The organism is Paenibacillus sp. NRS-1782 (assembly GCF_050467685.1).
Taxonomy (GTDB): domain Bacteria; phylum Bacillota; class Bacilli; order Paenibacillales; family Paenibacillaceae; genus Paenibacillus; species Paenibacillus terrae_A.
In genome coordinates this window covers 1-26677 of record NZ_JBITPH010000046.1, presented here as the reverse complement: position 1 = coordinate 26677, position 26677 = coordinate 1, and the positions used below count along the sequence as shown (strand labels likewise).

The window sequence follows — 26677 nt, the reverse complement described above, 5'->3', positions numbered from 1 at the left end:
AGCGTTGGAAAAAGGCCGTATTAGTGTTAGACAAGTAACGGTCCTGATTATTTTTTGTACAATGGGTGATATGATATTGATCATCCCCAGCATCTGCACCCATATCGCTAAACAGGATGCATGGATCAGTACCCTGCTGAGTATACCGGCAGGTATGGCGCTTGTTTGGCTTTTGCTGCATGTACATGAGCTGTATCCCAGCCTTACCTTGATTGAAGCTATAAGGAAAATTCTAGGAAAATGGTTGGCTCCTGTCGTCTCGATATGGTATCTTTTCTATTTCTTGATGTCCGATGCGATATATATTAGGGAATTTGGTGACTTTTATACTACACAGACTTATGTGCTAACCCCCTTAAGGATATTAATGCTGCTGGCAATACTCATGCTGGTCTTCGCTTTTTTTAGCGGAATTGAGGCCCTTGCCCGTGCCAGCGAGCTATGCTTGCCTTTCTTTGTAATCGTGACTATTACTGTAGTGGCTTGCCTGATTCCCGAGATTGATTTTTCTAAATTAAAGCCAATTATGGAAAACGGGGTTCTACCTACTATTCATGGTACGCTTCTTGGGGTTAGTTATCCATTTGGAGAATTAGTCGTATTTCTCATGCTTTTTCCCTATGTGAAGCATTCAGCACACTTTAAAAGAAGCATCCTGTTAGGAAGCCTTATAGGCGGAGTGCTGCTCAGTTTGTTCGTAATTATATCTCTGCTTGTTCTCGGCCCTTTTCTGACCGAAATTAGTGTATATCCTTCTTATATGCTCACTGCCAAAATAAACGTATTCAATTTTTTCCAACGTATGGAGGCCTTTATAGCTGCTATATGGGGATTGTCGCTCTTTTTTAAGAGCTTCCTTTATTTTTACGCGTTCATATTGGGGACAGCACAGATATTTCGTCTAAAAGATTACCGCCCTTTCAACATGCCTGCGGCAATGCTTGTCTACGGCTTGAGCAGCATGGTTGCACCCAATGTCATCTACTATTTTGACACCCTTGTCCCCTCCTGGGTAGATTGGGATTTGACCAACTCGGTCATCCTTCCCTTGAGCTTGTGGGGCATTTACGCAATCAAGCAGAAAAGAAAACAATCACAATGAGGGTTATACAACATCCTAAAGTAAGAATGAGCCGGAGATTACATATCAAAAACACCCTCTGAGAACTGAAGAATAGCCAGTGTCCCAAAGAGTGTGTGGAGGTTTATTATTTTGCCAGTTCCCGAATGTACTCTAGCGCATTATCAATATGCCCTTTGACTCTCAAGCTACGCCATTCATGAATCAGAATCCCATTCTGGTCAATGAGGAAGGTGGAGCGTACGATGCCCATATATTGCTTGCCGTACATCTGCTTTTGCTGCCACACGCCGTAAGCTTCCGCCACTTCATGTTCCTCATCTGCCAAAAGCTGAAAAGGTAGTCCGTACTTGGTAATAAACTTGTCATGCTGCTTGAGTGGATCAGGACTCACCCCCAGAATAACGGTGTTCAAACCCTCGAACTCCCCGTGTTTATCCCGAAAATCACACGCCTGTGTCGAGCAACTGGAAGTCAAATCCTTCGGATAGAAATATAGTAAAACCCTTTTGCCTCTAAAATCAGACAACTTGACGTTTTTCTCTTCACTTCCCGGCAACTCAAAGTCCGGCGCGGGTTGTCCAATAGCGGTAGATGTCGTGGACATCTCATCATCTCCTATCTTGTGGGGTTCTCATGTGATCTGACCTAAGAACCAGCACCTCTGTAACGCCGAATACCAAAATTCCATGCCAGTAAGCCCAAGGTTAGAAATACAGCTCCCATGACTGGCGTCAAAAGCGCCATATGCTGCATATCCTCCCGATGAAGGAACAGGGATGCCGGATATACGCCAACAAAAGCAAACGGCAGAATCCAGGTCAGCACGACTTGAATCGCACGGTTATAAATCGTCACCGGATAACGCCCATAGCTCTGCATATTGTACATGAGTGGAATAATTCCTGTTGGCGCGTCCGTAAAGAACGAAATAGAAGTCAAGATGGTATAGATCCCCGTATAAATGGCTACGGCACTTAGGCTCATGATGATTAAAGCCGGGATGAACCACCACGCCATATACAAGTCCATCTGCGCCCCGCTGATTCCCATAATAACCAGTCCAATCGCCGATCCAACCAGCGCGGGCGGGTCCACGTTTTCAAGGAAAATCTGGAACAGATTATGTGCAGGACGGGTCATGACCCGATCCAGCTCCCCTTTTACAATATAGCGCTCGCTAAAGTTCCACAGATTGACGAAGCAGCTGAATAGTCCATAAGGCACCATGAAAAAGCCATAGACGAATACGACTTCATTTTCGCTCCAACCGCCTAAACTGTCCGTGTGCATAAAAATAACCAAAATAAAAATGAGATTGGTGGCCTGAAATAGCAGGTCCGAAACGACCTCCACCCAAAAGTCAGCGCGGTAGGTTAGCCGCGATTTCATATAATTCTTCAAATATTCGCTAATGAGTCCCAAATAGTACATCATCGGCCTACCCTCCTTGCACGAACAGACGTCTGCGCGCCAGTCGCCAAATGATGATCATCGGCACGAGCAGAACGACCAGCCAAATGATTTGGATCCCCAGCACATTCCAAATACCAACGCCTTTTACTCGTCCGGTAAATACGGAGCCGGGCAAATACGTAATCGCCTGAAATGGCAGCCATTGGGCGAAGATCGCCAGCCAGCCCGGAAACAGGCTGATGGGCAGAATCAAGCCCGAGAACAGGTCCACTACCACCCGCTTCATTCGCATCATACCCTCGTTATTTTCAACGAAAAAGGCCGTCAGCCCCGTAATAATATTGATTTGGGTATTGATCAGAAAGCTGAAAAACAGCATCACGAGGAAACTGATCCATGCTACAGGGTCCGTCGGCAACGTCACTGGAAACAGCAGCATCGCAATCGCCATGCCCGGGATCATAAACAGCAGGAAACGGAACATCCCCTCGCCAAGCCCCTGCATGACTTTGACCAGCACATAGTTATACGGACGGATCATCTGGATGGCAATACTGCCATCACGAATCTCCGTCGAAATTTCTCGGTCCAGATTGTTGAAATAAAAGGCCCTCGCCATCCACGATACCGCTACATAGGTCGTCATTTGGGCTGCGGTAAAGCCACCAATGCTGCCCACATCACCATAAATCGCTTTATACGTGAAATAATATACACCAATATTCATGGAATAAATTAATATGCCCGTATAATAGTTCACACGATAAGCGAGCATGGTGAGAAACCGGATACGAATAAAATCGGTATATACGCTAAGCATGGACTTTGGCCTCCACTGCCGGAAGCACGGGATTGCCCTTGCGTTCCGCCGAGCCGGATTGGTAGATGCTACGCACAATATCATCGGTGTTCGTTTCAATGATTTTGATATCCGTAATGTCCGTACGCCCGACTACACTGGCCAGCACATCCGATACGTTAATATGAAGTGGAATCCACACCTTGGCAGCCAAATCATTATCCGCCGTCCAAGCCAGCGGCATGTCCGCTGTCCACGCTTGTAATTGCTCAAGCCGGGTGGGCACGCCGAACTGGAACTGTACCTCACGACCTGTACCCCATCGTGCCTTCAAATCCTCCAGACCACCATCATAGATGATATTCCCGTCATCCAGCATAATGACACGCGAGCACAGCGCTTCAATATCCTGCAAATCATGGGTCGTCAGCAAAATCGTCGTCCCGTAATCCCGGTTCATGTCCTTCAGAAACTCACGGATTTCAGACTTCACCATAATATCGAGTCCAATGGTCGGCTCGTCCAGAAAAACGATGGACGGATTGTGCAGCAGCGCAGCCACCAATTCACAGCGCATCCGCTGCCCGAGACTAAGCTTGCGCACCGGGCGGCTTAGCAGGTCCTGTAATTGGAGCCGCTCTACCAGCTCATCCAGCCTGCGTTTGAAGTCTGTGGCCGGAACCTGATATACTTTGCGCAGCAGTTGAAAGGACTCAATCACGCCGATATCCCACCATAGCTGGCTGCGCTGTCCAAAAACAACGCCGATATTACTTACGAATTTTTCGCGTTCCTCGTAGGGAACAAAGCCGCCTACTTTGAGATGTCCAGACGTTGGCACAAGAATACCCGTGAGCATCTTGATCGTGGTAGACTTTCCAGCTCCGTTTTCACCAATATAGCCACATATTTCTCCCTGAGGAATACCAAAGGAAATATCTTTGACCGCGGCCACCTCGTTGTATTCGCGGGCGAATAAATCAAGGAAGGCTCCTTTCAGGCCTTCGCGGTTTTTTTGCACTTTAAATGTTTTGCGCAGATCCTGCACATCAATTGCCAGCATGTCATACCTCACATTCAGGATTTTGAAAAATCCATAGTTAAATTGATTGTGCTCCAAAAAGAAATTATAATGTAATGAATTGAAAAGCGAAAGGGAGAGCATCCATGACAAGCAGAACCAAAAGGACGATATGGTCGGTTCTAGCCGTGATTATCGTCGCGATTGTCGGCTTTGCCGTGTATTATTTTTCATCCATTTATAATCAACTGGACAATCTGCATAAAGAGGGTGCAAACTCCCCATTCAAAAATGTAAAACAGGTCGATCAGGTACGCACACCAGACCCGCCCAAGTGGGAAGGTACAGATCCGGTCAATATTTTGCTGATGGGTGTCGATGGTCGTGGTATCCAAAAAGGAGAAGTCCCCCGGTCGGACAGCATGATGGTCGTATCGTTGGACCCCGTCAAGAAAAAGATTCACCTCTTCTCTATTTTGCGTGATACGTACGTAGATATTCCCGGCTACAATAAAAATCGGATTAACACCGCCATTACTCACGGCCCCAACACGGCTATGAAGGCGGCTGGTGACCTGCTGGGCATTCCGGTGCAATATTATGTGTATACCGATTTTCAAGGATTTATTAAGCTGGTGGACGCCGTAGGCGGCATTGATCTTGAAGTGGAGAAGGATATGCACTATACAAGCAATGCGGATAAGCATGAATACGATATTGACTTGAAAAAGGGCATGCAGCATCTGGGCGGCAAAGAGGCACTTCAATACGTGCGGTTTCGTCACGACGCGATGTCGGACTTCTCCCGGTCGGGACGTCAGCGTGCATTTTTGGAGGCTATAGCACAGAAAATGCGGAGCACAACCTCCATTGCCAATTTGCCAAGCATTTTGCAGCAGGTAAACCCGTTTATTGATACAAATCTTAGTGTCAACGATATGTGGAGGCTGGCAAATGTCGGCTACCAAAGCAACTTTGCTGGCAGCGCGCAGGTTCCGCCGATGAAGCTGCTCGGGGAAGAAAATGTAGGCGGCGCGCAGGTTCTTACCGTCCGTGATCCGGAAGAATTGAAAAAGTACGTGCAGGATATATTCAACAAGCCTCCTGAACAGACACAGGAACAAAATAAGGATCCAAACAAAACGAAGCAACCGGACAGTGCAGCATCGTCCAAGACAGATAAGGCTTCTTTCACGGGTGGCAGCAAAACCAGTAGTGATGCTGCTGCCACACAATCGACAACAAAGACAGGACCAAAAGAGCTATAATGATGTATACAGGGGGCAGCCGTGAACGCTGCCCTTTGGCGTGTGTATATCCTATTTTAATGAACGGAAAGGAAGTTTTGGATGATGAAACGGGAAACCTCCGAAGCATTATATAAAGAAGCACTGGAGCATATTGTCGGGGGCGTAAACAGTCCTTCACGCTCTTTCAAGGCTGTGGGGGGCGGCGCTCCGGTATTTATGAAACGCGCCAAAGGCGCTCATTTCTGGGACGAGGATGATAATCGGTACATTGATTATTTAGCGGCTTACGGCCCTATTATTACCGGACATGCCCACCCTCATATTACCAAGGCCATTAGTGAGGCGGCGGCGAACGGGGTATTGTACGGAACCTCAACGGTATTGGAAATCAAGCTCGCCAAGATGCTAAAGGAAGCCATTCCTTCCATGGACAAGGTCCGGTTTGTGAATTCCGGCACAGAAGCAGTCATGACGACGATCCGTGTTGCACGGGCCTATACGAAGCGAAACAAGATCATCAAATTTGCAGGTTGCTACCACGGTCACTCGGATCTGGTACTCGTAGCCGCAGGCTCCGGCCCGTCCACGCTGGGCATACCGGACAGTGCAGGTATTACGACCAACATTGCGAGCGAGGTGATTACCGTGCCCTTCAATGATCTGGACGCGTTGCGCCAAGCCCTGGAGCGTTGGAGCGATGATGTGGCAGCCGTCATGGTCGAGCCGATTGTCGGCAATTTCGGCATGGTGATGCCGCAGCCCGGTTTTCTGGAAGGGCTATGCTCGATGGCACGGGCGAATGGCTCACTCGTCATCTATGACGAGGTCATTACTGCGTTCCGCTTCCACTACGGCTCCACCCAAACGTACGCCGGGTTGCACAATCATGATGCGATTCAGCCGGATTTGACCGCGCTGGGTAAAATCATGGGCGGCGGCCTGCCGATCGGTGCCTACGGCGGCAGCAAGCATGTAATGGAGCAGGTTGCTCCACTCGGCCCGGCTTATCAGGCGGGCACCATGGCGGGCAACCCGGCTTCCATCTCGTCAGGCATTGCATGCCTTGAAGTCCTTCAAGGCGAAGGCGTGTATGAAGAGATGGAACGTCTCGCTGTGAGACTGACGGACGGCATCGCTTCCTCAGCCGAGCGCCATGGCGTGCCGTTGACGATTAACCGCATCCGTGGAGCATTCTCCACCCATTTTTGCGATCATCCGATCACGAACTACGATGAGGCACAGGATACAGACGGCGAAGCGTTCGCTTCCTTCTTCCGTCATATGCTGGATCGCGGTATTCATCTGGCCCCATCGAAGTACGAAGCATGGTTCCTCACAACGGCACACACAGATGAAGACGTGGATGCTACGCTGGAAGCGGCGGACGATTCTTTCCGTGCGATGGCACAGGGCAAGTAAGCAGATCGGTACGACATGATGGAATCTTGATAGGATAAGGGCCGGAAGCAGCTTTAAGGACTGGGATATCCCACCTTTGAGACTGCCTTCCGGCTTTTTTTAATTTGCCAACTGTACCCGTACAGTTGTACATTTTATGGATTGTATCAAATGACACCATCCGGGTATATTGGGAGGAGCAACATGTTGAAATCATTCAGCGCAGGCTAATTAAAAAAAATGCCTGCGCCATTCATTACGGAGGTTTATCATGCACAGTCGTTCCAAAACTGGAGCCGCCTATTTGGCTGCTCTCAGCTATGCCGCTATACTCGGTTTTTCATTTTTGTTTGTGAAGCTGACGGTCACGGAAGCCAGCCCGCTGGATGTAATCGCCCACCGCTTTGCTTTGTCTTTTATCGCTTTGACGGTTCCGGTAGTGTTGGGCTGGATCAAGATTAACATCACGCGGCGAGATATCCTGCGTATTTTACCGCTGGCGCTGCTCTCGCCTTTAGTGTATTTTCCATTGCAAGCCTTCGGACTGATGAGCACCTCTTCATCGGAAGGAGGCATTATTCAGGCAACCGTTCCCATCTTCACGCTGCTGCTGGCGTCCTATTTTATTAAAGAGCGGACTACGGTTGTCCAAAAGCTTTCCTTGCTGCTCTCTGTAGCAGGCGTTATTTTTATATTCGTGATGAAAAGCGGAGCGTCCATGGCCTCCAATAGCTTTGGTGGTATTCTTTTGCTCGTGCTCTCTGCTGTTTGCCTATCCGGCTATAACGTGCTGGCTCGTCCATTAACACAAAAATACAGTCCGATGGAGTTGACCTATGTTACCTCCATTTTGGGATGTATCGTTTTTAACTTGGTGGCCCTGGGATATCATGCCATAGACGGCTCCATGAGCACTTATATCGCTCCCCTGGTAAAGCCTGATTACTGGCTGGCACTGGCTTATCTGGGCATTCTGTCTACCCTCGTCACCTCGCTGCTATCAAGCTTTGCCTTGAAGTGGATCGAAGCCTCGAAAATGAGTGTTATCGGTAATTTATCTACTCTCATTTCCATGATGGCAGGTGCTTATATTTTGAAGGAGCAGCTCGCATACTATCATATTGTCGGGGCAGTTATTATCATTATCGGGGTATTGGGCACCAATTTTGGAGGTCGGAGAAGCTTCGAGCCGCGAAAAGCGTCTGCTGCAAAACCACTAAAAGTGGACTGAAGCCATATAAATGCTCACGGTTGTAACACAAAAAAGAAATCCCCGAGTTGGAATAATCCACCATCTTGAGGATTTCTTTTTCAGCTCATCTATTTTACTTGACCCATATTTCAGCCTTCAACCGGGTACGCCATGACACTCATTAGCGCCAGTTCCGGCTGTGTCGTGTCTAGTCTGCTATATTGTACAATCACCGGTACGTCGCTGGTGACCGTAATCGCATAGGGAATGCCTGCCGGAATCCGTTCGCCATCCCTCTCCAGCGAGGCCGTGCGGATATGGCGGGTTCGTCTTCCTTCTATCACCTCGACCAATCCTTCCAGCGGCTCACGGTCTTCAAAATAGATGTCTATACTCAGCTTGGCCGCTTGAGTTCCACAGTTCAGCACACATATACTCTCATGACTAAGCAGCTCTCCCCGGCTTTCGGGTGGAATATATCCATCGGGAATCACCCAGAATAAGCCGCCCCGCGGCTGGTTTACTTTTTCCTGAGGAAGCTCCGTATTTCCCATGCTATCCGACTCCTTTCACCTAAAATACTTGCGCATCCCTATACTGTCCTCAATTATCCAAATGGATTCTCCTTGGTACGCAGCAGTTGAGCCAGAAAGGCGAGCGCCAGTCCCTGTCCCCAGCCCTGAATGCGTTTGTATGGTACGTTGCGGTAGCCATCAATATCGTTCATCACGGCGGTTCCAGCGGATACACCCGTCACGGTGCCGTCCTCCTTGATTCGGGAAAGAATACCGTCGATCGCCTTTTGTGTGTATTTGTTAAACAGTCGCCCCTGCATAAGCAAAGCCGTCGCAATGCCTGCGGAGCCTGAGGTTTCCAGATAGGAGGTTTCATCATTCAGCACCGTATGCCACAGCCCTTCCGGGGATTGCAGCCGTACCAGCGCACTGAGCTGGTCACGCAGCGAACCGTCGATGATCATGTAGGATGGATGCTGCACCTCCACGAATTTCAGCGCTTTTGCCATTGTGATTGCAGCCCACGAATTTCCCCGTGCCCAGTAAATACCTGACATCCGGCTTTGGTTCGCATGATCCCAGCCGTGATAATATAAATTCGTATCCGGGTCCTGCAAAAATTCCTCATGCCCGTGATATTGCCGGATACCGTCCTCCCAATATTCCTTGTTACCCAGCAGATGACCAATGCGCAGCAAATAATAGCCTGCCATAAACATCGTATCCACCCATGCTTGCTGCGGAAATACATCATGAACTGAATTCACCGTATGCTGGAAAATGCCGTCGGCGAACCGCTCAGCTTTCTTCGCCAGAAATTCCGCCATTTCGGTGGCGATATCCAGGTACTTTTGCTCTCCTGTAGCCTGATACAGCGTCAGCAAGCAGTGTCCCACAGACACACCGTTCACCGAGAGCGGTGGAAGTCCATCTGCAATATTTTCATCGACCCATTCCTTTAATTGGATCAAATACTCCTCGTTCCCTGTTGCTTCATAGGCTTCACACACACCGTAAAAGGCCACACCACCCGGCCAATCCCAGCTATAGTCCATTTGAAATGTGCGTTCCACCATCCGGTCGATCACCTGTTTAATTTGTTCCTCATCAAAAATCAATGCAGGCATGTCCTCATCTCCCCCTTTGGTAATTTCCACGTTAATTTCCTCCTTGACACCCGTTCGAGAAATCACCGTCCGTCTATCGCAAATACATGCGTAAGGGCTGTAAATCCAGCTCCTTCACAGCATCCGCCACCATATCTGCTATACAGACCGCACCGTTCTCATGAAAATGTGTATTATCCTCCAAGCCACCGGAAAAGTTCATGTATTCACCAGGCAGCAGCCACATAAAAAGCTCTTTGCTTTCCTCAGGACCCAACTGCTCATATAACTCCTGCGTGCGGGCAGACAAATCAATCAGCGACACATCTGCTTCTTCCGCCAGCTCGCGAACCGCTGTTACATAGTCACCATGTGTGTCGGATAACGTGCCATCCCCATTAAAATAGCGACGATGCACAGGCGTAACCAGCACTGGAGTAGCCCCACGGCTTCTGGCTCCGTCGATATAGAGGCGCAGATGCTCCGTATAGGTTGTAAAAGGCTCTGTAGCCCGCTCCGGATCAGGCTTCTCATCATTATGACCGAACTGGATGAACAGGAAATCTCCCGCTTTCATTTCGGCCAAAATGACGTCCAGCCGTCCTTCGTCCACGAAGCTTTTGGAGCTTCTTCCCGATACGGCGTGATTATCCACGCAGACATCATGCTTGAACAGGGCTGGCAAAGCCTGGCCCCAGCCTGTATACGGATAGCCGGATGCGTCCTGATCCGTAACCGTGGAATCTCCGGCCAGGAACAGCCGGAGGGTCTGTGGCGCTGGCGCAATCTCCAGCGCATTGAGCCGCGGCGCGGTGCCCGATACGGCGAGGCGCAGCTTGCCGCCTCTGACGGGCACCGCAAACCGGGCCTCTGTGAACTGGCCCGGCAGCGTGTGTAACGGGGGCAGCACATGCTTGCCCTCGCCGGCTTTGAGCCGCGTGAGCGTCTGCGCGAGCGGATCGCCGAGCAGCACGGTGACGAGATACATCCCGTCCTCCGGTACATCGGCGACAAACGCAGTTCCCAGCGGGATGCAAAAGCGGCTTTGCAGCCGTGCGAGCGTATCCTTGGGTGCGGTTACGCCGTATAATCGCCTTTCCCGACCATACACATGATCCACGTCCTCAAACCCGTAGCCCTGCTCAGCAGTATACGAGCAATCCGGGGGGACTCCTGTGTAGCCATCCGCAGGCTCGCCCGGACCAAAATCAAACTTCCACATGCCACTCACCTCTCCGCTATAACCCTTAGCTCCACTTTATCCCTTTAAGCCACTTGAGCTCATTCCTTGGACAATTTGCTTCTGGAAGGCGAAGAATACAGCGATAACCGGAACCAGGCTCAAAATGGACATCGCGAACATCCCACCCCAGTTAGAGGCCGATTCGCTATCAAGGAACATTTTAAGTGCCATAGATACGGTATATTTATCCGGCGAATTCAGATACAGCACCGGACCCAGAAGATCCTCCCACTTCCAGTAGAAAGAGAAGATGGCTGCCGTAGCCAGCGAGGATTTGAGCAATGGCAAAATAATTTGGAAATAGAGCCGGAATTTACCGCATCCATCAATCGTCGCTGCTTCATCCAGCTCTATCGGTATCGTTCGGATAAACTGGACCATCAGGAAGATGAAGAACGGCATCCCGAAAAACGATGGCACGACCAGTGGCAAAATCGTATTGACCCAGCCGAGCTTGGTGAAAATGATATATTGCGGTACCAATACCACATCCCCTGGCAGCATAAGCGTCATCATCATCAGGGCAAACCAAAAGTTACGCCCCTTGAATTGCATACGCCCGAAGCCAAATGCGATTAATGAGGAGGAAAGCACCGCTCCTATCGTTGCAATCAAGACAATCGTGAGCGAATTAAAAATGTACGTGCCGAAGCTGTATCCACTTGTGCCCTTCCAGCCCGTCACATAGTTTTGCCAAATCCATTCTGTAGGGAACAAAGAACTTGCCGTGACGAATATCGTCCGACTCTCCTTGAACGAGCTGAACAGCATCCAGAATACGGGATACAGCATCAGGAGCGCCAGCGCAGCGACCAGAATGTGATAGATCGGCCATTTGAACGTTTTCCATGCCATCGGTATCAGCGCCCCTTTTCCGTTTCATAGAATACCCAGTATTTGGATGTTAAAAATAAAATGCCTGTCAGTATCGCGATCATAATGAGCATGACCCAAGCCATAGCCGCTGCATATCCCATATTGCTAAACATAAACGCCTGTCGGAACAAATATAGCGAATGCAACATCGTTCCATCCATCGGACCGCCCTCGCCCTTGGAAATAACGTAGGCCGGAACAAAGGTCATAAAGGCGCTGATCGTCTGCATAATCAGGTTAAATAAAATAATCGGACTGAGCAGCGGCAGCGTAATACTGAAGAATTTTCGCACTGGCGAAGCGCCGTCCACGCTGGACGCCTCGTACATTTCAACCGAAATATTCTTCAAGCCGGCCAGAAAAATGAGCATGGAGGAGCCGAATTGCCATACGGACAAGGTAATCAGCATCGCAAGCGAAGCATTCGGATCACCAAACCATTTCACCGGAGTTGCCCCCAAGGCCAAAAGCAAGCTGTTTACAATGCCTTCATTACTGAAAATGTTGCGCCACATGATGGACACCGCAACGCTGCCCCCGATAATGGACGGCAGATAGTACATCGTCCGATACGTGCCAACCATACGCGATTTGGTATTCAAAATCATAGCTACAAACAGTGCGAAAATCAGTCTCAGCGGAACACCGACCAATACATACGTAAACGTAACCCTAATCGAATTCCAATATTTCGGGTCGGCTGTGAACATTTTTTCAAAGTTCCCCAGACCAATCCATTTGGGCGGGGTGAACAGGTTGTAGGATGTAAAGGACAGATACAACGAAATAAACATCGGAATTAATGTAAATGCCAGAAAGCCCAAAATAAACGGGCTGATAAACGCATATCCGGTCATATTGGCTCTCAAGCTCTGATGATTTCGCAAGCTCATCAAGCCTCCCTTCTGTTGCATTTTGTTGATTAGCCAATCTAATTATATTTATAATTCGTTGTTACATGTATTTCATTATGATATATAGAAGCAGCTTCTGCGGTTTGTTCGTCGTATTAACCGTGCGAAATCATGCTATCACTACGCACGGTTAACTTAACGAAACGGACCTGCGCCCCTATGTCAAAACGGTGTCAGACTCCTAAGGAAGTCATTGCGCTAATTACTGCTTGTTATTCGCGAGGATGGTATTCGCATCAGCCCGGAATTTGGCCGCTGCATCCTCCGCCGTCATCTGCCCGAAATTGACCTGCTCAATATAATCGGTCAGGGTCGCAATTACTTCCGGTGATCCAACGGGCGGCGGTGGACTCATTGGAGAAGCCTTTGGCTCCATGGAAGCCACAAAATCAAACACCTGCTTCGTAGGCTCGCTCAGCTCTGCCACTACAGCTTCCTTGATTTTGGCGGAAATCGGTACGCCCCGCTCACCTTTAATCAATTTATTCGCTTCTACATCATTCATCCAGAAATCAATAAACTTAGCGGCTTCATCCTTCACCTGTGAGTGGGAAGCGACCGCCCAGTACATCGTAGGCTGCATGTAGATGCCTTTTTCCATATTCGGTCCAAACATTGGAGCCAACGCCATCGGGCGGTTAACAACCTGCTGTAAGCCTACATACTGATTGGACCATTGCCAAACGCCGATGCCCTTTTCTTTTACAACATCGGATTCCTCAAGAATCCCCTTGGTCTGGTTCATGACTTCAGGAGTCGGGGTCGCTCCTTTTTTAATGAGATCAGCCAATCCGCCAAAGAATTCGGCAAACAGCTTATCGTCGTCATACCCCAAGCCTGTTCCTTCCGCATTGTAGAGAGACTTTCCATGTGTACGCAAATAGTAGTGGAAGAAAATATCGGCAGCCATAGTGCTATCGAAGTGAACTTTATTGGAGGCTGCCTTCAGAGCCAGCTCTTTGTATTGATCCCATGTCCAGTTGTCAGGAATTTTGTCTATGCCCGCTTTTTTGAGTAACGTCGGGTCATACTGGAAGCCCAGCACATTGACACCTGTTGGAATACCATATTGCTTTCCAGCAATTACGCCGGTTGTGAGTACATTTTGGTTCACATCAGCGACCTGGATTTTTTGATTCAGGTAAGGCGCAAGATCCTCCAGTTGACCATTCTTCGCATATTGGCTAATGTACGAAATGTCCATTTGTACGATATCCGGCAGCTGGTTTGCCGCAGCCTGTGGGGCGAGCTTTTTCCAATAGTCATCAAAAGAGGCATATTCCACATCAATCGTCACATTCGGATTTTTCTGCTTATACAGGTCAACAACCTTCTGCGTATATTCATGACGCGTATCCGATCCCCACCAAGCGATCCGTAGCTTTACCTTCCCGTCTGCATTTGTGCCCGAATTGCCACCGTTGCTCGCTCCGCTGCATGCCGTCGTCAGTACGAGCAGCATAGCCATGACCAGAAACCATCCCTTTTTGCCCACTTATCTCTCCCCTTTTCGCTGTTCTAGAAAGGAGCCGTGTTACAAGTGACAACGTATTTACGCAAAATTGATAGCGTTTACATTTGCTCCTGTTGTTATTTTCCCAAAAGCAGAGAAGCATTGGAATACACAAATCAGATTTCCTGAGTTTAAAAAACAGAGGGGCTCCAGCGCTCATCCCCGTTCGTGTGACTTGATGTACTCGGATGGGGTCATGCCCGCCCATTTTTTGAATACCTGGCTGAAATATTGGGCGTTTCCGCCGAAGCCGAACCATTCGGCCAGCTCGAATACCTTCACGTCTCCTGTTTCCCGAATATGCTCAGCCGCACGTTCGATCCGATAGCGATTAACGTAATGTGAAAAGTTTTCACCCGTTACCTTTTTGAAGATTTTTCCTAGGTAGTCGGAATTCATGTACAGCATTTGGCCTGCCACTCCGTTCAGGGACAGATCGGATTTTCGATAGTTTTGCTCAATAATGGTGATCACTTTATCAACCGTGGAGGATTGACGGCTCACATTGCTCTTATAGTAGATTGCGGTCATTCGTCCGGCGGCCTCCTGCACGAAGGATTTAAGAGAAGCAAGCGTTTTTTGCTCTGCCAGCACAGCCATTCGGCTCGTAAACTCGGAGCGCTCCTCTTCAGGGCATATACGGATCATGGCGGCATACAGCTGAAGCACATAGGAACGGGTCACCGAAATTTCCAGCTTCATACGGGACAGGATACCGAACAGCCGATCTACCTCCTGTACCACCTCCTCCGTATTTCCCGCCTTAATCAGCAGACCAAACTTTTCCTCGTCCAGCTCCAGATCCGCCATCTCCCGGGGTTCTGCGGCCGCCAAATCCTCCTTCGTAATCAGGCTGCCCTCCCCGGTATAAAAACGGTGATTCATACAATGCAGTGTCTCCCTGTACATCCCCCTCGAGTGCTCCATACTGTCCGACTCGCTAACTGCAACCGTTACCTCCAGCTTGTAAAAACGGCGAAATGTCGCACGTACCGCGTCAAGCTGCTCCATCAGCCCGGACGTATCGCCCCCGCTTTCCAGCACAATGAGCAGCTGACCTTGCATCGTTGTCCCGAGCAGGACATCCTCCATTAAATCTGCCGCAATATTTTGCAGCGCAAACAAATGCTCCGGCTCATGGGATTCCTCGACTCGCAGCAGCAGCATTCGAACCTGCTTATCTTGCAGCTCCAGACCGAATAACCGCTCATAAAAAGCGATATCCCGACTGCCGTACGTTTTATAGGAAATAAACTCCTTCAAAAAATGCTCCTTCACATGAGGCAGCATACGCTGAAAATCAAGCTTCATCCGGTTCACGAACTGCTTGCGTTCCTCCTGTTCCTCTCGTTCCTGCCCCAACTCGGTCAACGCCTCATGAATTTGACGCTCGTTGCAGGGCTTTAACAAATAATGTTTTACACCGTATTGCATGGCCCGACAGGCATAATCAAAATCCTTATAGCCGGACAACAAAATGAAACGAACATCCGGGAAATGCTCCGTCGTTTTGGCAACCAGGCCGATGCCATCCAATCCAGGCATAGAAATGTCGCTGATCACAAAATCAGGCGGGCTGGCCTGAATCTGATCATAGGCCTCAATCCCGTTGCGTGCTGTACCGACCAGCCTCGTACCCGCCTTGCCCCAATCGACCACCTGTGATATGCCTTCCAAAATCATACGCTCATCATCAACCAGCAGCACCTTGTACATGATCCTGTTCCCCTTTCACATATGGAATACAGACATGAATCGACGTTCCTGTTCCTGACTCGCTATGCAGTTCTATCCCCCATGGTGTACCAAACGTCAGGTCAATCCGCTCCTGAATGTTCGCAAGCCCAATACCCTGCCCCCGTGTAGCAACCTGCCCGCTCCGTAGCTGCTCCAAAAAATCCTGCGTCATGCCCGCTCCGTCATCCTCGACTCGCAGCAGCAGCGCACCTTCTTGCTCCCGGGCAATGATAGCAATCCGACATGGCTCAATTCGCGGCTCCAGCGCATAATGAATCGCATTCTCCACCAAGGGCTGGAGCGTCAGCTTCGGAATCTGCGCGTCCATCAGTTCTTCCGGTACATCCAAATGGAAAACGAGACGTTCATCGAAGCGCGTTTTTTGGATCGTTACATAACTTCGCACAATGTCCAGTTCTTTCCGAAGTGGAATGAGCTGCTCCTCAAAACTGACCGCACTGCGTAACAGAAATGCAAGCGCCTCTACCATTTCCGAGATACGGTCCTGCTTATTCGCCTTGGCGAGCCAGTTCACAGACTCCAGCGTGTTATACAAAAAATGTGGATTAATCTGCGCCTGAAGCGCCTTTAGCTCCGTCTCTCGCAGCAATAGCTGCTTTGCAACATTCTCATTAATCAGCTCACGGATACGGCGGATCATCTTCTTATAGGTCCGGTGCAGCAAGCCCACCTCATCCTGTGTGGAAAGCGGAACTGCACCGAGTGCTTCCTCCTCCAGACGGTCGAGATCTCCTTTTTCAATTTTACGCATGTTCTGGATTAGTTGAACGATCGGCTTCGTAATACTGCCAGATAATCGGGCTCCCAGTGCCAGCGCAATTAGAAGCATTATTACAAAAATAGCGCTTACAATTTCTTTGATGATCGTAATACTGCGAAACATATCATCAAAGGGGGTCATATGCAAATACGTCCAGCCCGTATAAGAGGATTTGATCTGGGCTGCGAAAAAGGTCCCGCCTGTGTAGGTCACAATTCCGTAAGGCTGCTTCCGCGCAAGCTCAGCCTGCATATCACTCTCACTCAAAGGCGAGGTTTCGGGATAAATCATCTGCTTGCCATCTGTAATCATCAGCTGTCCATCACGACCGGAGGTCTGCACACGATCCGCTACAATTCGGTCAATCCGCACACGAATCGCAAGCGTTCCGAGCCCATTTAACGTAAAATTGGTATCTGTAAAGGATTTGAATTGCCGCGCTGCCAGTAAGGAGGAGTGACCTGCCGCATACCATGCGTTGGAGCCGTCATATTCGTCTGCCAGCATAGACAGAGTGGAGCGAAGCTCCTGGGGAATGCCCTCGCGGTTGCCCGCACTCATGACTTGCCCTTCTTTGTCGATCACCATCATGGAGTAAATATAAGTTTCAGAGCCGGCAAAGGCGATAAGCCTGTTCGTTATTTTTTTACGCAGTACCATTTTAACGTAAGGCGAGGTTTCTCTTTCCAATTGTAGTAAATAACGCTGAAGCTGTTCGTCTGTTGTCACCTTGAAGGTAACTTTTTCCACATCCTTCAGCTCATTTTCAATACCGATTGAAGAAATATTGAGCACTTCGGATGTCTTTTTATACATTTGATTATCATAAATATGAAATACGTATTTAAGTATGACTGCAACAACCGCAAAATTAACCAGCATGAGCACCGTAATCAGCAGTACCATTTTATGATGGATTCCGGCATTTTTGAAAGCGCTCTTAAAATAAGTGATCAGTGGATGTCGCCTCCTTCGCTCATCATGCCCGTACCAGCATGGAATGGAGATTGCACGATAAAGCTGTACATCATACAAAATACCCCATGCCTTGGTCATTCGGCAAGAGGTATTTGTGTTCGCTCAGCGTTGGTCGGTTGGTTCCGATTTGTCCGCCTTGCTCATATATTCATCGTATCGGTCATCCAGTTCCCGTGCCATGCTGCGGTATTTACGCGTCTCTTCCACAATAGGGTCGATATGGGTTTGAATCCGCACCTCATATTTAGGAGTGAGCCGTTCGCGTTTTTTGGCCTCATTCTCACGAATTTCGCCTTCCGTCAGCAATTCACTGAGCTCACGCTCCAATTCCTCGGATTGGCCCATCATCCTTCCTCCTTCAGCAATAAGCGATATAGGTGTATTATAACCCGGTTGCGTCTGCTTCTTTCAATACTTGAATGAGTTGAGAATGAATAGCCGTATTCGTCGCTGCAATATGTCGCACGCTAAGGTCATAAGGTCGGCCCAGCGTATCTGTGATCGTTCCTCCCGCTTCATGTACCAGCAAAGCGCCCGCTGCTACATCCCAGGCATTCAAACCGATTTCACAATAGGCTGACAGCCGTCCCGATGCCACATAAGCCAGATGCAGGGCTGCCGAGCCGAGTGCCCGAATGCCTCGTACCTGGGGTGTAAGTGCCTGTGCAATCTTCATATTCAGCGGCTGTGCAAAAGTGCGGTCCGGCGGGAAGCCGATGCACACCAGACTGTCTCCCAGTGTTTCTTCTCTGGATGCCCTCATCAGATTGCCATGTACATACGCGCCTTTACCTTTTTCAGCCACAAACATTTCGTCGCGGGACGGATCATAAATGACACCAACAATTACCTCTCCACGGTGGGCCAAGGCGATAGATACACTGTAGTACGGCAGGCTGTGTACAAAATTGGTTGTACCGTCTACTGGATCAATAATCCACAAATATTCCTCTTCACGAGCAGCCTCCAATGCACGGGCCGAAGCCTCGGCACCCGGCTCTACCCCCTCTTCGCCCAAAATGGCATGGTCGGGAAAATGCGTGAGAATCAGTCTGCGGATCATCTGCTCCGCACCTTTATCCACTTCGGTCACCAGGTCCGTTGGGGACTGCTTGGTGCTTAACTGCTCCACGGTGCCCAGTCTGCTTTTGATCCATTCCCCTGCTTTGGATGCCGCGTTAATGGCCACGGCGGTATAGCTTTTTCCTGATACAATATAGGGAACCTTTTCGTTTTCATGTTCGTTCAACGTGTTCACTCTACTTTCTATATCATTGTTACGTGGTTTACGAAGCTGCACAACAGCACAGTCTCTTAACCATCGCTGTTAAAGTACAACTTTTATAGTTACACAATCTATTATACACAATATATTCCATAAAGTTTCTCTATTTGGAAACTTATCCGCAGAATTCTATTCTTTAAGGCGTAATTTCCGCCGAAGCCCCAACTAGCACCTTTACTCCGTCACCTTCTCGTACACGCAGTTCCTTCATCAGCCCGAACAGCGCTTCATCCTTGCGTTTGGCTACCAGCATAACTCTCTAATTCGGCGTTCATCTGCCCTTCACTTGTTTATTGCGCTCCAAAAAACATTTCATCCGCCAATGCGGTCTGAACTCTTGCTTCCTCTTCATTCAGCTTGCGAATGAGGATCATTTCAACCTCGGTCACTTCGTCGCCCTGAAAATTGATTTCGGCAATACAGCCAACAATCTGCACGATGGCTACTGCTACATTGTCCACGCTGTAAGCGATGACCTTCTGACCTGTGGGGAACACACGCAGGCCGGATTTAACCATTTTGCCACGTCCGTATTCCAGCAGTTCATACAATTCCTGTTCGCTCTTGAATTTGCACACCGAGTTAAATTCGGTTTGAAAGCCCATGTTTAGCCGCCACCTTTCGTGATTATGGATTCTTGCAAATCCTATTGCATACCCTGTACATGAACAAAAAGGGGGGTGATCAGCTCCCCCTCGGTTCGTTTTATGAATTCTCGTAATGCAGCGCAGACCTGCGCTCATAACGCTCCAGTGCGAGGGCAATCATGCGGTCCAGCAAGCTTTGGTAGGATACGCCCGTTTCTCTCCACAGCAATGGATACATACTGAACGGCGTAAAGCCTGGCATCGTGTTTACTTCATTAATAAAAATATGTCCGTCCGAACGTCTGACGAAGAAATCGGCACGGGAAATCCCGCACCCCTCCAGAGCGCGGAATGCTTGCAATGCAGCTTCACGGATATGATCCGCCACTTCCTCGTCCAACGGTGCCGGAATGAGCATCTCCGATTGGCCGTCCGTGTATTTGGCAGCATAATCGTAATAGTCGCTGGACGATACAATTTCGCCCGGTACCGATGCAATCGGCTCGTCGTTGCCGAGTACGCTGACCTCAATCTCGCGGGCATCGACATACTCCTCCACAATGACCTTCAGATCAAATTGTAGAGCCAACTCAACTGCCTTTTCCAGTTCTGCCCGGTTCGTGGCTTTGGAAATGCCGACACTTGATCCCAGATTCGCCGGCTTGACGAAGCACGGGTATCCCAACTCAGTTTCCATGTTGCGCACCAGATCATGACTGGTTTGTGACCACTGTGTACTGTTAAAATAACAGTATTTCACTTGCGGCAATCCCGCATGCTCAAACAGCTTCTTCATGACGCCTTTGTCCATCCCTGCGGCAGAAGCCAGCACTCCCGCACCGACATAAGGCATATCTGCCATCTCGAACAAGCCCTGAATCGTTCCGTCCTCACCAAAGGTGCCGTGCAGCAGCGGGAACAGCACATCCAGCGTCTGCTCTCCGTACAGCTTGCCGAACAACGTATCTAATGCCGCCTTCGTACCGGCCTCTGTGCGCTCCAGCTTCAATTGCTCTACAGAAGCCAAAGGTGCGTCAAGCAGCGATCCTCTGCGCCAATCGCCAGCCTTCGTAATATAAAAAGGAATAATCTCGTATTTCTCATAATCAAAAGCGTTCAGTACCGCATACGCCGTTTGCAGCGAAACCTCATGCTCACCCGATTTGCCGCCGTACACCAGCCCTACGGTCAATTTTTGTTTTGCCATGCCTATCCTCCGCTTTCCTGCTTTCGTCATTGTGCCTGATTTGCGTCACTGTACCTGTTATAAATCATCTCATTTAAAAATAGTCGGCGATGTGATAAAAGCGATATACCGTGTTGTCCGTCCACGCATACGAATTCTTGTAGTCCCAATAACGATGTCTGGAGCTTACCGTATGCGCATTGACAAGCGGCATGCCACCCGCATCAAAGGCCGTTACCACCGTGCTGTGCTGAAAGATGCCGTCACCATCCCAATCATAAAAAATGACGTCTCCCAGCATAAGCTGCTCCGGACGGCTCACCTGCTCGGCGGTCAACCCCCACGAGCTGGAGCTCAAATACCGCTCCAGACTGTTGGAAACTGCCCAACTGTAGCTCCACAGTTCACGTCCAGCGACCCGTCCTTTGTACCACCAACCCGATTCTCTTTTACCAGTATAGTGGATCGGTGCGCCCCCTGCAAAGAGGCATTGCGAGATATAATTGGTGCAATCCACATCAAAACCCTCAAACTCCGGGTTGAAGCTATCCCACCACTGATCCGCATAGGCTGCCGCCTCTTCCCGGCGATATCGGCTGGGGCGTGCTGATGAGCCAAAGCCCAATACACCTTGGTTCAGCAGCGGCAGATTCCCTCCCTGATTAAACGAAGCCTGTTCAAAAGGAACCTCTCCCCCCGCTGGCTTCCTTTCTGCCGGATCACGCTCGATTCTTGCTACCTGCCAGGCTTCCCCCTCACGCGTGAACATCAGACGTTCCCGTTCAATCCGATCCTCCCGGTGAGTCATCCCGCCTTTTTCGTAAAAGAGCCGGACATGCAGTTGTACATCCACCATAGCCTCCTCTGGCGTATCCTGCACAATTCGCAGCGGCTTGGCGCGTGTTTCACTACGTAAGGGAACGGCGTTCCGCTCGTTATACCACTGTTCCAATCTGGCTGTACGGGCCGCACGCTCCATCCGCTGGCCTACCTCCAGATATTCATCCGGCTGCGGAGCGCCGTTCACCTCACTCCGGTTATATTGGTTCACATAAGCAAAAAGGGCCTGCTTCCATTCGCGCTCCCCCATCCCTGTCCCTCCATTTCCGTCCCGCCATCCTTGTTTGGGGATAGCGGGAATACCGTATAACTTTCTTAATTTCCTCTATAGCCTGATATGGCTCTCTATCTATAAGTATGAATCTCTAAAGCTTGGTATGAACACCGAAACACGAGAAAGAGGAACGTTTTATTTTTCAGGCTTCGGCGCATAAATTAGGCTAAAAAAACTTTACGGAATCGAGTGAAAACGGTATACTTAATTCAGAAACATTATTTTGAAATTAAGTTTCATCTAATGAAACCTCCAGAAATCTTCTTCTGCTCTATTATGAAAATAGCGGTTATCTATAGGTTAATCGGTTATTCTTCAGATCAGCTATGCTGCTTTCATGAGAGCGCAACCAATTTAAGCCAACTGTGCAAGACGTCTAAAAAAACGACATCCCTATTTTCCCTCAGGCATCTACTTTAAGGAGGTAATACTTATGTCAGGAAAAGATCAATTCTCCATTGCCCGCAGTCTCGAAGTTAACGGCAAGCCTTACCGTTATTACAGTCTCAAGGCACTGGAGGAACAAGGAAAAAGCGGTATCGCCAAGCTGCCTTTCTCCATTAAAGTGTTGCTGGAAGCCGCTGTGCGCCAATTCGATGGACGTGCGATTACAGAAGAGCATGTGCAGCAGCTTACAGGCTGGGCTGAGGATCGTGACACCAACAAGGAAATTCCATTCATCCCTGCACGCATCGTGCTTCAGGATTTTACCGGCGTTCCGGTGGTTGTCGATTTGGCAGCCATGCGCGATACTGTGAAAAAAGCGGGCGGCGACCCGAAACAAATTAACCCGCTCGTACCCGTCGATCTCGTTATCGACCACTCGGTCATGGTCGATGCCTTCGGTACCAGCGATGCGCTGGATTATAATATTAATGTAGAATTTGAGCGTAACGAGGAACGGTACCGTTTTCTGCGCTGGGCGCAAACGGCGTTCAACAACTTCCGTGCCGTGCCACCGTCCACGGGGATCGTCCATCAGGTCAATCTGGAGTATCTGGCATCCGTGGCCGCCACCAAAACCATTGATGGCGAAACCGTCGTCTTCCCGGATTCCCTCGTCGGAACGGATTCCCATACGACGATGATAAACGGCCTGGGTGTTGTCGGCTGGGGCGTTGGCGGAATTGAGGCAGAGGCGGGTATGCTGGGACAACCGCTGTATTTTGTCACACCGGATGTTATCGGCTTCAAGCTGACAGGCAGTCTGACGGAAGGCTCTACTGCCACCGATCTGGCACTCACTGTAACCCAAATGCTGCGTAAAAAAGGCGTAGTCGGCAAATTCGTGGAATTTTACGGACCCGGCTTGGCTAACATCAGCTTGGCTGACCGTGCAACGGTTGCCAATATGGCACCGGAATACGGCGCAACGGTTGGCTTCTTCCCGGTTGATGCGGAAACGCTGGCTTACCTGCGCAGTACCGGACGTTCTGATGAGCAAGTGAGTCTTGTCGAGGAATATTACAAAGCGCAAGGCATGTTCCGCACCTCCGACACGCCGGACCCTGTGTTCAGCGATACGATTGAGCTGGATCTGGCTTCGGTTGTACCAAGTCTCGCGGGTCCCAAACGTCCGCAGGACCGTGTTGAGCTTAGCCGCATGAAGGAAACCTTTGAAGGCATTATCCGTACCCCTGTGGACAAAGGCGGCTACGGACTGAGTGATGAAAAGATCGCACAGAAAATTCCGCTGATCCACCCGGACGGCTCCACGAGCGAGCTGGGGACTGGTGCAGTCGTAATTGCGGCGATCACAAGCTGCACGAACACCTCCAACCCAAGCGTTATGCTGGGCGCGGGCCTGCTTGCCAAAAAGGCAGTAGAACGCGGGCTCAAAAAGCCGGGCTATGTGAAAACCAGCTTGACGCCAGGCTCCCTTGTCGTGACGGAATACCTGCAAAAGGCCGGGCTGATCGGTCCGCTGGAAGCACTCGGCTTCCATGTGGCTGGCTATGGCTGCGCGACCTGCATCGGTAACTCCGGTCCGCTTCCTGACGAAGTGAGTCAGGCCATCACAGACAACGACCTGACGGTTGGTGCGGTCATTTCGGGTAACCGGAACTTTGAGGGCCGCGTGCATGCGCAGGTCAAAGCCAACTATCTCGGCTCACCGCCACTGGTCGTCGCTTATGCGCTGGCAGGTACGGTGAACATTGATTTGGTGAATGATCCGCTCGGTTACGATCAGGACAATCAGCCGGTCTATCTGAAAGACATCTGGCCAACCTCCGAGGAAATCAAGGAAGCGACCAGCCTGTCTCTCAGCCCGGATATGTTCCGTCGTAAATACGAGAATGTGTTCACGGCCAACGAAAAATGGAACTCCATTCCGGTTCCTGAAGGCGAACTGTATGAATGGGACGAAAAATCAACCTATATTCAAAATCCGCCATTCTTTGAAAAGCTTCAGGATGGCGTGCAGGATATCCAGGAAATTCGTAATGCCCGTGTGCTTGCCCTGTTGAATGATTCGGTCACTACGGACCATATCTCACCAGCAGGCAGCATCGCTCCTTCCAGCCCGGCAGGACTGTACTTGAAGGAGCATGGCGTGGAACGCAAGGACTTCAACTCCTACGGCTCCCGTCGTGGCAACCATGAGGTCATGATGCGTGGTACGTTCGCTAACATTCGTATCCGTAACAACGTAGCTCCGGGCACCGAGGGCGGCGTGACCAAATACTTGCTGACAGATGAGGAAATGTCCATCTACGATGCATCTATGAAATATCAGGCAGCTGATCAAAACCTGATCGTTATTGCTGGTAAGGAATACGGCACAGGCAGCTCCCGTGACTGGGCAGCGAAGGGTACGCTTCTGCTGGGCGTCAAAGCCGTCATTGCAGAAAGCTTCGAGCGGATTCACCGCAGTAACCTGGTCGGCATGGGCGTGCTTCCACTGCAATTCCAGGAAGGCAACGGCTGGTCCAGCCTGGGTCTGAACGGCCGTGAAACGTTTGATATTCTCGGCATCGACAATGATGTGAAGCCAGGTCAAGAGCTTACTGTTGTAGCCAAACGCGAGGATGGCACGAAGTTCGAGTTCCCGGTCATTGCCCGTCTGGACAGCACCGTCGATATCGACTACTACCACAACGGCGGTATTCTGCAAACCGTATTGCGTCAAATGATTCAAGAATAAAGAATGAGTGAATAATGAAAATCCCCTTCAAAATGCAGTGAAAACCGCAAATTGAGAGGGGATTTTTTTAGCTCGAAGCATTCAAGAGAAAACATATGCCTATGAAAATACGAGGGTTATAAGAACTGTGATGAGATCAGATACATTTTTCAAAGTATACATAAAAACAGAAGCAGACGGAATAATAAATACAAATCGTTTTCTATGAAGGTTTAGATAGTCTACTAATTGTATAAATACGGCCTTTGGATAATTGCACATTCTCTACAAATACCTTAGTAGTCAACCACTTTAACCGATTTTTCATTCCATCAGCCATAGCTCGGAAAACTAAGGGTTGATTCACAAATTTTCCTTCCAGAAATAGAATAACTTTTACCTCCACACTTCTTTTTGTGAAATGTGTAAAATACGGAGTAAGAATCTCATTGCCACTTTTGTATGCACCTGCAAGACATGAAATCGTATCCCTCACCTTATGAGAAACTTCCAGAGCAAGACTCTTTTCGGTATTTGCAATTAGCCTCTCTTTATTCTCGATTTCATGGCCTTTGAAATTTTTAACTTCAATTAAATATATCGTTTCATCATTTAATACAATGAAATCTACTCCTTTTGAACCCTTGAGAGTATTGAAGCGGTTAGTATAAAAATTAGTCTCATCAAACTTAATAGGCAGTAATCCTTTTTTAAATTGAAAGCACAGATTGCTTTCTTCAAAGCTAATCGTGGTCATAGAACAACTCCTGCTCCCTATTATACAAGTCCATAAACTCTTCCTGAATTGGATTGTGTTGTAATTCTGAGATTAGCTTTTGAGATTCAAATTGAATATCACCTTCATCTTGATACAAGGTTATAAATCGTATATCCAGCTTGTCTTTATTGCTATATTGCCCAAAAAGGGAAAGTTCTTGTTGAAGAAAATAACTATGCGTTGTAAAGAATATTTGCACTCCCATTTCAGCTAAAGCTATAAGCATTTCTTTTAAAGCAGGAATCATTTTAGGATTGATATTTGACTCTGGTTCATCCCAAAAAAGGATTGTATTCTCAGTTAACGTTTCATTGGATATTAATTGTAGTAGGGTAGACAACTTACGATATCCTTCAGCAAGAAGTCCCATTTCTATGCTACCTAAACCTTTAGTTTTCAAATAAAACTTTTGATTTTCTAAAGCTACTTTTCCCTGAATTATACTTTCTAGTGTTCTTATCAGCTTCTTTTGATTAGCATTGAGAGGCCCCTTTCTTGTTGGAAGCAATAGAAACTTACACAGATCATAGTAGGTCTCTTCAAATGCTATATGATATTTTTCATATAAAGAAGTGAAGTTCTCTGTAGCCGAAATAATTTCTTTTGCAGGTATGTAAACATAGTTAGGGAAATTCTCATTAGATGGATAACCTGCGACTTTTATATTTTTACTAGCCAGATTTGAGAACGAAAGTTCAACATCTTCTTTATCATTAAAAATAATTTTACATACTGCTGTTCCCCTGCCTCTATTTCTTTTAACTATATAAGTTGAACTTAAGA

At 48.8% G+C, this 26677-nt stretch carries 24 protein-coding genes; 5 read left to right on the top strand and 19 right to left on the bottom strand.

Going from position 1 to position 26677, the window contains the following annotated elements:
- Positions 1-4 precede the first annotated feature (4 nt).
- A complete protein-coding gene (locus ACIFQM_RS18635; RefSeq protein ID WP_430065963.1) occupies positions 5-1102 on the top strand; it encodes a GerAB/ArcD/ProY family transporter in 1098 nt (365 codons plus the stop codon).
- Positions 1103-1208: 106 nt separating this feature from the next.
- Here the strand turns inward: ACIFQM_RS18635 and bcp are convergent, their stop codons facing one another.
- From bcp to ACIFQM_RS18615, 4 genes are read right to left on the bottom strand one after another with little or no spacing between them, the layout of a single operon-like run.
- The gene (gene bcp / locus ACIFQM_RS18630) at positions 1209-1688 is read right to left on the bottom strand and encodes a thioredoxin-dependent thiol peroxidase (RefSeq protein WP_430043334.1); all 480 of its coding nucleotides are present in this window, start codon (positions 1686-1688) and stop codon (positions 1209-1211) included.
- A 41-nt stretch (positions 1689-1729) separates the two neighbouring features.
- Entirely contained in the window at positions 1730-2518 is a 789-nt protein-coding gene (locus ACIFQM_RS18625; protein WP_430043332.1) for an ABC transporter permease, read from the bottom strand.
- A gap of 4 nt (positions 2519-2522) precedes the next feature.
- Complete coding sequence (locus ACIFQM_RS18620; RefSeq protein ID WP_430065961.1) at positions 2523-3317, bottom strand: ABC transporter permease; 795 nt, start codon at positions 3315-3317, stop codon at positions 2523-2525.
- The gene (locus tag ACIFQM_RS18615; RefSeq protein WP_430043328.1) at positions 3310-4359 is read right to left on the bottom strand and encodes an ABC transporter ATP-binding protein; all 1050 of its coding nucleotides are present in this window, start codon (positions 4357-4359) and stop codon (positions 3310-3312) included. Before ACIFQM_RS18615 ends, ACIFQM_RS18620 begins: the two co-directional genes overlap by 8 nt.
- Positions 4360-4463: 104 nt before the next feature.
- Between ACIFQM_RS18615 and ACIFQM_RS18610 the strand changes: the two genes are divergently transcribed.
- From ACIFQM_RS18610 to ACIFQM_RS18600, 3 genes are all read left to right on the top strand, one after another.
- Complete coding sequence (locus tag ACIFQM_RS18610) at positions 4464-5585, top strand: LCP family protein (protein ID WP_430043326.1); 1122 nt, start codon at positions 4464-4466, stop codon at positions 5583-5585.
- Between the two features lie 84 nt (positions 5586-5669).
- Entirely contained in the window at positions 5670-6986 is a 1317-nt protein-coding gene (locus ACIFQM_RS18605) for a glutamate-1-semialdehyde 2,1-aminomutase (protein ID WP_430043368.1), read from the top strand.
- A 250-nt stretch (positions 6987-7236) separates the two neighbouring features.
- Positions 7237-8196 (top strand): DMT family transporter, encoded by a 960-nt coding sequence (locus ACIFQM_RS18600; protein WP_430043324.1) that lies wholly within the window; start codon positions 7237-7239, stop codon positions 8194-8196.
- 110 nt (positions 8197-8306) lie between these two features.
- Here the strand turns inward: ACIFQM_RS18600 and ACIFQM_RS18595 are convergent, their stop codons facing one another.
- The 13 genes from ACIFQM_RS18595 to ACIFQM_RS18535 all read right to left on the bottom strand — a co-directional run bounded on the left by ACIFQM_RS18595 (position 8307) and on the right by ACIFQM_RS18535 (position 21968).
- Positions 8307-8711: a sensory rhodopsin transducer gene (locus ACIFQM_RS18595; protein WP_430043322.1), complete on the bottom strand. Its 405-nt coding sequence runs from the start codon at positions 8709-8711 to the stop codon at positions 8307-8309.
- Positions 8712-8764: 53 nt separating this feature from the next.
- Positions 8765-9799, bottom strand: coding sequence for a glycoside hydrolase family 88/105 protein (locus ACIFQM_RS18590; protein ID WP_430043366.1), 1035 nt, complete (start codon positions 9797-9799; stop codon positions 8765-8767).
- A 73-nt stretch (positions 9800-9872) separates the two neighbouring features.
- A complete protein-coding gene (locus ACIFQM_RS18585) occupies positions 9873-11000 on the bottom strand; it encodes a rhamnogalacturonan acetylesterase (RefSeq protein WP_430043321.1) in 1128 nt (375 codons plus the stop codon).
- Positions 11001-11036: 36 nt separating this feature from the next.
- The gene (locus ACIFQM_RS18580; protein WP_430043319.1) at positions 11037-11876 is read right to left on the bottom strand and encodes a carbohydrate ABC transporter permease; all 840 of its coding nucleotides are present in this window, start codon (positions 11874-11876) and stop codon (positions 11037-11039) included.
- A 5-nt stretch (positions 11877-11881) separates the two neighbouring features.
- On the bottom strand, positions 11882-12790 hold the full coding sequence (locus ACIFQM_RS18575) for a carbohydrate ABC transporter permease (RefSeq protein ID WP_430043317.1): 909 nt from the start codon (positions 12788-12790) through the stop codon (positions 11882-11884).
- Between the two features lie 223 nt (positions 12791-13013).
- Positions 13014-14306, bottom strand: a complete 1293-nt coding sequence (locus ACIFQM_RS18570; protein ID WP_430043315.1) for an ABC transporter substrate-binding protein — start codon at positions 14304-14306, stop codon at positions 13014-13016.
- 174 nt (positions 14307-14480) lie between these two features.
- A complete protein-coding gene (locus tag ACIFQM_RS18565) occupies positions 14481-16040 on the bottom strand; it encodes a response regulator transcription factor (RefSeq protein ID WP_430043313.1) in 1560 nt (519 codons plus the stop codon).
- A complete protein-coding gene (locus ACIFQM_RS18560) occupies positions 16018-17748 on the bottom strand; it encodes a histidine kinase (RefSeq protein WP_430043365.1) in 1731 nt (576 codons plus the stop codon). The genes ACIFQM_RS18565 and ACIFQM_RS18560 overlap by 23 nt, the downstream gene beginning before the upstream one ends.
- A gap of 174 nt (positions 17749-17922) precedes the next feature.
- The gene (locus ACIFQM_RS18555) at positions 17923-18165 is read right to left on the bottom strand and encodes a hypothetical protein (protein ID WP_430043312.1); all 243 of its coding nucleotides are present in this window, start codon (positions 18163-18165) and stop codon (positions 17923-17925) included.
- A 37-nt stretch (positions 18166-18202) separates the two neighbouring features.
- Positions 18203-19069: an inositol monophosphatase family protein gene (locus ACIFQM_RS18550; protein WP_430043309.1), complete on the bottom strand. Its 867-nt coding sequence runs from the start codon at positions 19067-19069 to the stop codon at positions 18203-18205.
- A gap of 326 nt (positions 19070-19395) precedes the next feature.
- Positions 19396-19710 carry a hypothetical protein gene (locus ACIFQM_RS18545; RefSeq protein ID WP_044646107.1) on the bottom strand — a complete coding sequence of 105 codons (315 nt, stop codon included), beginning with the start codon at positions 19708-19710 and terminating at the stop codon, positions 19396-19398.
- 100 nt (positions 19711-19810) lie between these two features.
- A complete protein-coding gene (locus ACIFQM_RS18540; RefSeq protein WP_430043307.1) occupies positions 19811-20899 on the bottom strand; it encodes a D-alanine--D-alanine ligase in 1089 nt (362 codons plus the stop codon).
- A gap of 73 nt (positions 20900-20972) precedes the next feature.
- Complete coding sequence (locus ACIFQM_RS18535) at positions 20973-21968, bottom strand: amidase domain-containing protein (RefSeq protein ID WP_430043305.1); 996 nt, start codon at positions 21966-21968, stop codon at positions 20973-20975.
- A 457-nt stretch (positions 21969-22425) separates the two neighbouring features.
- Here ACIFQM_RS18535 and acnA point away from each other — a divergent pair, with 457 nt between their 5' ends.
- A complete protein-coding gene (gene acnA / locus ACIFQM_RS18530; RefSeq protein ID WP_430048960.1) occupies positions 22426-25137 on the top strand; it encodes an aconitate hydratase AcnA in 2712 nt (903 codons plus the stop codon).
- Positions 25138-25339: 202 nt separating this feature from the next.
- Here the strand turns inward: acnA and ACIFQM_RS18525 are convergent, their stop codons facing one another.
- Entirely contained in the window at positions 25340-25873 is a 534-nt protein-coding gene (locus ACIFQM_RS18525) for a DUF6661 family protein (RefSeq protein WP_430065959.1), read from the bottom strand.
- Positions 25860-26677 (bottom strand): AAA family ATPase (locus ACIFQM_RS18520; RefSeq protein ID WP_430065957.1); only part of this gene is annotated, 818 nt, incomplete at its 5' end. The genes ACIFQM_RS18520 and ACIFQM_RS18525, both read right to left, overlap by 14 nt.